Origin of the sequence: Chthonomonas sp. (assembly GCF_035294505.1) — a bacterium.
Lineage (GTDB): Bacteria > Armatimonadota > Chthonomonadetes > Chthonomonadales > Chthonomonadaceae > Chthonomonas.
Window position 1 is genome coordinate 1 of the sequence record NZ_DATGKU010000243.1, and the last position, 6,674, is coordinate 6,674.

The window sequence follows — 6,674 nt, forward strand, 5'->3', positions numbered from 1 at the left end:
TGGCACATCGCAACATCCAAGGTATCATCGTCATGCCGAAATAGATGAACAGGTTCGAGAGCTGAAGCAAGAGCCGTTATCTTATATTGAAGAACGTGCCCAAGTACGATATGGACATTCCGAATATGTCTACTCTGAAACACTTGTAGAGCTGTTCTTCCATTGGCGCGATCAGGGGGATCGGCGAGCAGCTAACAGAATCCTCAAAATTATCCTTGATCGAATTAAGAATCGCGCCTCTGCGTGGTGTGCAACCGCCCGCATCTCCGATTGTGAGGAGTTTGTGGGAAATGTTATTTCCAATGTGGGCCATCAGCTAGCTAACGGGAATTTAGACAGTCATTATTTCTGGTGTTGTAATTTTATTGGGGCTTTGAAACGCATATTCTCTAAATACTATCACGAAGAAAAGAGGCGACAGCAAAGAATCCCTCAATCGTTAGATGCATCTTATGGTTATAGTGATGATGGTGCTCATCATGGTGTAGTTCTTGGCGATAGGATTGCAGTGGCAGAAATCGATTCCATCAAGCAAGCTCTGAGTAGAATGTATGTCGATCATTTTTTCCAATTGCTCAAACCAGCTGAGGTACGAGTAGCAAAGCTTCTGATGGACGGCTATAATCAACAAGAGATAGCTGAACAACTCGGCTGTACAGATAGAACCGTAAGAAATATTATTCAGCGTATCAAAGACGTAATGATTTCAAAGGGAATGATTTCAGCGTAATAAGCGGCATTACAGCCCAAAGGCGCGGAAATCCCATCCGCAGTCCAGCGGCTTGTAAGCTAGCAGAGAGCCGAATAGACGAGCAGAGACCTTTTCCGCTTTGGATGGTGAAAAAATATTTATAATTATGGAAGGCCTGCTAGATGCAGGCTCGCCTAGAACGAATAAAGGCATGCTTAGGTCTCTCGCTTCGAGATGACAACAGAAAGGGTTATAGAATGTCTGAAGTAAACAAAACAAACGGTCAGGAACCAAGTAAGCGATCGCCAATAACTCCGTCGGAGGAGGAGATAGAGAGTCTCTATCTGCGTTGGTGCGAAGAGCTTGACTCAGGCCAAACCAGAACGTTAGAGGAGTGGCTGCGCGAAACACCAGAGCATCTCCACGAGGAATTTTGGAACATCCTCGAGATTGAGAGCATCTCCCGCGCAGCGGAGCAAGAGGAGGTAACGATCCCCCCGGAGGTGGAGGCCCGCTTCGACCAGCTCATTCACGAGACCGTCGAGCGCTATTTCCCGACAAGTGAGGGGACGGGCATCGGCCTTGAGGGAGAGAATGCTGAGGGGGAGGGCGGCGGCCTTGAGGGGGAACTGCTGTCGCTAACCCGCTTGCAAAAGCTTCTGATAGACAAGCAGGGACTTGACCAATGGGCACGAGAACTGCATTTGCCGATACCCCTCTTTAATCAGCTGTTGCGCGCGCTCCTGCGCCCCAAGTCCATTCCGGAGTTTGTCTATCAGAAGCTGGCCGAAGCCACCGAGCTTCCGGTCGAGCAGATACGTGCTTCGTTTGCACAGAGCCGCCCCTCCTTCTCGCCCCGCATGGCCTTTCGGGCCGAAGCGGCCCCGCAGCTTCCCGATCAAAAAGACTTTTGGGAGACCCTCTTCTCCGAGCCGAGTTTGAGCGAAGAGGATCGGAAGTTCTGGGAAGGGATGCGGCCTGGGTGAGTACTCGAGGGAACCGATGCCGGATTGGAGCGATCTAAAACGCCGCGCCGACGAGAGGCATGAGCGCCTGCGAAAGCTTATGCCTCTCGATACGCCGGTGCTCGCACCCGCCGAAGCGGTATTGAAGGCACTTCGTGAGGAAACGGGCTTTCACGAGTATCCGCGTGCCCCTACCGATCCCCTCCTCGCAGGCGCCTTGGCCGTTTTGGAGAGGGATTTTGGGGCGATCTATTATGCCGTCGGGCCGGGCGTCTCGCCGGAACGCCAACGTTTTTCAAGAGCACATGAGTTCGCCCACCTGGAAATCCATCCCGATCTTTCGGCCGACTCTTTTGCGGAAGGGGGAGACCAACTCCTCTTGTTTCAGATGCCTTGCGATGGGGCGTCGGAGGTACAAACGCTGCAGGGCTATAGCCCTCGCATGCGCCAGGAACTCGAAGCAAATCTCTACGCGGCCGAACTGCTTCTGCCCGCTCCCCGGCTCCGCAAGGCTTTCCTAGAGGAGCAGTGGGATTTTCAACGCATCTGCGTGGAAACCGGCCTTTCGGAGGTGTGCGTTGGCGCTCAGCTTGCTAACGCTCTCCTGTTGCCTCCCCTTCCCCCGCCAAAACCTCCCGCCCCAACACCCCTTCTTGATGAAAGCCAACGCCAAGCGGCCATCTCCACCGAGGCAAGGCTGTTGGTGGAGGCCGGCCCCGGCACAGGCAAGACGCGCACCCTCATCGCCCGCCTGGCGCACCTGCTACAAAACCAAAAAGTATCCCCAGAAAAGATACTGGCATTAACCTTCTCTAATCGAGCAGCTGAAGAGATGCGCTCCCGACTGCGTGAGGCGGTGGGCGTTTTGGCCGATAGAGTCTGGATAGGTACCTTTCACGCTTTCGGTTACGAACTGATCTGCTTAGAGACCAAACTCTTGGAGTTGCCGCCCGTCCCGAAACTGCTTGAACCCCTCGAAGCGGCACGCCTACTAGCCAACGACCTAGACACCCTTGGGCTACGAGAACTACTCTACTTGGAACAGCCCGACCTAGCCCTGCCGGACATTGTCAACTGCATCGCTCGGGCGAAAGATGAGCTTTGCGGACCACAGCGCTATCGGGAGCTGGCCGAGAAGGAGCTTGCTGACGCCGGAACCCCATCCCAACAGAGACAAGCCCGCGCCAACCTGGAAGTCGCCGAGTTTTACCGGCGCTATCAAGAGCGCTTACAGCAGAATGGGGCGCTCGATTTCGGCGACCTCCTCATGCGCCCCGTGGAGTTGTTGAGAAAGAGCCAACCGGCGCGCGATCGTTGGCAAACAAAGTACCGGCACATTCTTGTGGACGAATGCCAGGATATGAATCGAGCGGCTGTCTCCTTGTTACGATTGCTAAGCGCGCGATGCGAAAGCCTCTGGCTTGTGGGGGATACCCGCCAGGCGATCTATAGCTTCCGTGGCTCCTCCGCCATCGATCTTCGGAGGCTTGAACACGATTTTCCCGGCCTAAAGCGTATGGCCCTTCAATACAACTATCGCTCTCACCCACATATCGTAACGTTGTTAGCGCAATTTGCCGACGCGTCGAATGCGGAGGCATCGCCTCAAGGCCGACGCCCTTCCCCTCAAGGCCGACGCCCTTCCCCTCAAGGCGTATATCGGGGTCCCCAGAAAATCGCAAGATTTTCTGGGGCAGGGCGCCCTTCCCCTCAATGGCAAGCGGTGCGCCAAGGGCATTCGGCGGCGGCTGTGGTTTACGGCCGTCCACAAAATGAAGAGGAAGAGGCTGCTTGGATCGCCCAAACCGCCAAACTTCTTAAGGAACGCGGCATTCCGCTTGAGGAACAGGCCGTGCTGTGTCGTAAAAACGAGCAGGCAGCCGCCATCGCTCGCGCACTGCTAAAACACGGCGTGCCTGTGCAGTTGGTAGCCGACCCGCTCCTACAGCCCGCCGTGCGCCGCCTTATGGCGCTGCTAGAGCTTAGAGGCGGCAGCGGCATTGCGCTCCTCTCCTTAGGAACGCTACCGGACTATGAGGTTCCTCAGGCCGACATCAGAAAGCTGTTAAACGCCGCAAAGGCCCACAAGCATCCCTTTCCCATGGCGCTTACGTTGGCGCAGGAGCTGCCCGATTTAAGCGATAGGGGGCGAAAAGGCCTACAGCGTCTGCAGGACGATCTCAACGCATGTGCGCAAGGCGGCGCCGATATTTGGCGGTTTTTGGTGCGATATCTTTTTCAACGCAGCCGATGGATAAGGGAACTGCTGCAACCTCAAGAAGATTTTGAGGTGTTGCTGCAGCGCTCCGCGATCTACCAGTTTCTGCAGATGACACTAGGATGGCCGGGAGATACCGAGCAAGAGGTAGCCGAATTTGTGGCTTACGCTCGTCAACTGGTTCGCACCGGCACCAATCGTCGTTTGCGCCTGCCCGCCGAGCTTTGTCATACCAATGCCCTCCAGGTCATGACGGTTCATCAGGCGAAAGGGTTGGAGTTTACCGCGGTCTACCTGCCCGGGGTTGTAAAGGGCAACTATCCGGCAAGGGGGCGTAGCGCACTGGTTTCCCCGCCTCCCTCCCTTATACGCCCTAGCCTTGAGGAAAATAGCGATGACCTCGCAGAGGAGCGCCGGCTTTTTTTCGTGGCCATCTCGCGGGCGAAAGACTATCTTTTTCTCTCGGCCCCATATAGTCGGGGGAGACATGAGTTAACCGAAAGCCCATTTTTGCAGGAGATCGATGCATTGGCCTCTTCACGCCGCACACCGAGAGCATGGCCGGGAGTATTGTCGCTTTCCTTATCTGGCGATGAGGATGACAAATCGGCCCCATCGGCATTCCGAGGCATTAGACTCTCATCAGAGGCATGTACAGCCTCTGCCTTGGAAGGCTACATCAAGCGCTGCCCTAGGCAGTACTATTATCGCTACGGCCTGGGAGTGGAGGAGTCGCAAAGTCCCCCTTATCTCTGTTTTCGTGAAGCGCTCGAGGCCACCCTGCGATGGTTTCTCATAGAACGAAATGCAGGACAACCTCCTACGCGTGAGGAGATGCAGAGCTACTTTTTGGAGCAGTGCCTCAACAGCGGTCTTTCGGCTGGCAGCATGTACGGACGACTGCTGAGAAACTATGCGATTCAAACCCTGTTGCCGAACGCCTATGAGCTACTGTCTGCTTATCCCAAGCTTCAACCAGGCAGGAAATGCACAGTTAGGCTGGGTGCCGGCGTTGTTCGGACGGTCTTTCCTCTGATGCAGATCGAGGATGACGAGGTAACTATTCTCTGTTGGCTACCCCGTCCTCTAAAGGATGAGGATAAGAATAGGCCGCTCTATGCACTCTTGTACGAGGGTGCCGAACGGACTTGGCCGAAACACTCGATTTCTGTCAAACTCGTTTCTCTCCATGACGGCACCATACAAGAGGTACGAGGCCAAACACGATACACTATGAAGCGCATCAACAAGTTCACCGAGGCTTTGCAGGCCATTCGTCAGGGGCATTTTCCACCGAAAGGAAGCACTTGGGACTGCTCGCGCTGTCCTTACCTTTGGGTATGTGACCGTCATTTCGACATGGACGAAGAGGGCACAGGATGACCCTATAGAACCCGCAGCAAGCCGCCGTCCTTGAGAGCGAGCGGTTAAGCGGGTTTTCAGTAGGGGCGGGTTTGAAACCCGCCATTATTACAACCCGCCCCTACGATGCTGCGCCGTTTTAACGGCTAAAGTCAGTGTTTCGCGGCCTCATAGAAAGCGATGATTCCGCCGATGAAGCAGACGATAAGGAAGAAAAGATAGGCGCGAATGGCCAGCCATTTGCGGGCGAGGTCGCCTTCGCGAGGAATGTGGCATCGGGGGCAGCGCTCGCATTCGCTGGAGTAGCGAAAGCCGCAGGCTTTACAGGTATGTAAGGGAGGTGTTTGCATGGTATGAACTCCTACAACATCTCTTCCAGCGCCGCCCGGCGAGCCGAGACACGCACCGAGCGCTCAACAAAATCGGAAATGGCCTCCTCTTGTTTCAACACCCTGATTTGTCGCTTTAGCTCATTCACCTGGGCCTGCAGCGCTCGCCGCTGTTCTGGCTCGTGGGTAGCCACAAGGTCGGCCTGTAACGCTTTTAATCGCTCTTCAAGCACATGGCGTAGCTCTTGCAACTCGGTGGCGCGGGGGTTGTCGCCGAGCGCCTGTTCCACGGCCTGCTCTTCTTCCTCTTCTGGAAGCAATCGGTCGTTCATAGGCTTGTTCTCCGAAAGAGTTCTTCTATACAAGAATACGGAGAGGTTGTTGCCCTTTGCGCCGAGCTAGGGGCTACAAACAATATCAGACCTGAGGAGTGCTCAGGTCTGTAGAGAACGGCAAAAGCCGGATAGCTATCGAAAACACAAATAAGACACGATAGGCCCTTCTCTTTCCGCTCACGTCCTAGCGCGGATTAGCGCGAGGACGAGTTTGCGAAAAGCTGGCTCAAGTTGGCCACGCCCAGAGGCAGAGCAGCGACCTTCCGTTTAATGCGAGCGAGCGCGTTATCCACCGATTTGGTTTTACAGCGCAGCTCCTCGGCGATCTCTCGGTAGGACTTACCGAGCTGGTAGCCGGCAAGCACATGCCATTCGAAGTCCGAGAGCAGTTGCCGCAGCATCTCCTGAAGCGCGCGTGTGTCCTCACCCTGGATCACCAGCTCTTCGGGGTCGGGAGCATTGGCGCTGGGGATCATGTCGCAGAGGCACCAGTCGGAAGAGGCGTCTTCAGGAGGGCCTTCAAGAGGAACGGAGGTATTGAGAGGCATCTGCTTTTGGCGCGTGGCGGTTTTGATGGCGGTAATGATGTGGCGTTGAATGCAGACTTTCGCGAAGGCGGGGAAGGCGATGGCGCGGTCTACCCGAAAGTCCACAATCGCTTGCCACAGCCCTATCATGCCTACTTGTAGAAGGTCCTCGCGCTCGGCCCCCACGAGGAAGTAGGACTTTACTTTGGTACGTACCAGATTACGGTACTTATATAGAAGATATTCC

General features: G+C 55.2%; 6 protein-coding genes. 3 read left to right on the forward strand and 3 right to left on the reverse strand.

Annotation, left to right across the window (positions count from 1 at the left end):
- The 3 genes from VKV18_RS14685 to VKV18_RS14695 all read left to right on the forward strand — a co-directional run.
- Nucleotides 1–730 (forward strand): helix-turn-helix domain-containing protein (locus tag VKV18_RS14685; RefSeq protein ID WP_324204931.1); only part of this gene is annotated, 730 nt, incomplete at its 5' end.
- A gap of 218 nt (nt 731–948) precedes the next feature.
- The gene (locus tag VKV18_RS14690) at nt 949–1,677 is read left to right on the forward strand and encodes a hypothetical protein (RefSeq protein ID WP_324204932.1); all 729 of its coding nucleotides are present in this window, start codon (nt 949–951) and stop codon (nt 1,675–1,677) included.
- Nucleotides 1,678–1,693: 16 nt separating this feature from the next.
- On the forward strand, nt 1,694–5,257 hold the full coding sequence (locus tag VKV18_RS14695; protein ID WP_324204933.1) for an ATP-dependent helicase: 3,564 nt from the start codon (nt 1,694–1,696) through the stop codon (nt 5,255–5,257).
- Between the two features lie 131 nt (nt 5,258–5,388).
- Here VKV18_RS14695 and VKV18_RS14700 read toward each other — a convergent pair whose 3' ends face one another.
- The 3 genes from VKV18_RS14700 to sigH all read right to left on the reverse strand — a co-directional run.
- Complete coding sequence (locus VKV18_RS14700) at nt 5,389–5,586, reverse strand: hypothetical protein (RefSeq protein ID WP_324204934.1); 198 nt, start codon at nt 5,584–5,586, stop codon at nt 5,389–5,391.
- 11 nt (nt 5,587–5,597) lie between these two features.
- Nucleotides 5,598–5,897 (reverse strand): hypothetical protein, encoded by a 300-nt coding sequence (locus VKV18_RS14705; RefSeq protein WP_324204935.1) that lies wholly within the window; start codon nt 5,895–5,897, stop codon nt 5,598–5,600.
- 197 nt (nt 5,898–6,094) lie between these two features.
- Nucleotides 6,095–6,674: RNA polymerase sporulation sigma factor SigH (gene sigH, locus VKV18_RS14710; RefSeq protein WP_324204936.1), on the reverse strand; the 580-nt coding region annotated here is incomplete at its 5' end.

Bases quoted from the DNA above. Each gene is read 5' to 3' on its own strand.
- VKV18_RS14705 (WP_324204935.1), bottom strand. From the start codon at position 5,897: ATGAACGACCGATTGCTTCCAGAAGAGGAAGAAGAGCAGGCCGTGGAA.
- VKV18_RS14690 (WP_324204932.1), top strand. From the start codon at position 949: ATGTCTGAAGTAAACAAAACAAACGGTCAGGAACCAAGTAAGCGATCG.
- VKV18_RS14695 (WP_324204933.1), top strand. From the start codon at position 1,694: ATGCCGGATTGGAGCGATCTAAAACGCCGCGCCGACGAGAGGCATGAG.
- VKV18_RS14700 (WP_324204934.1), bottom strand. From the start codon at position 5,586: ATGCAAACACCTCCCTTACATACCTGTAAAGCCTGCGGCTTTCGCTAC.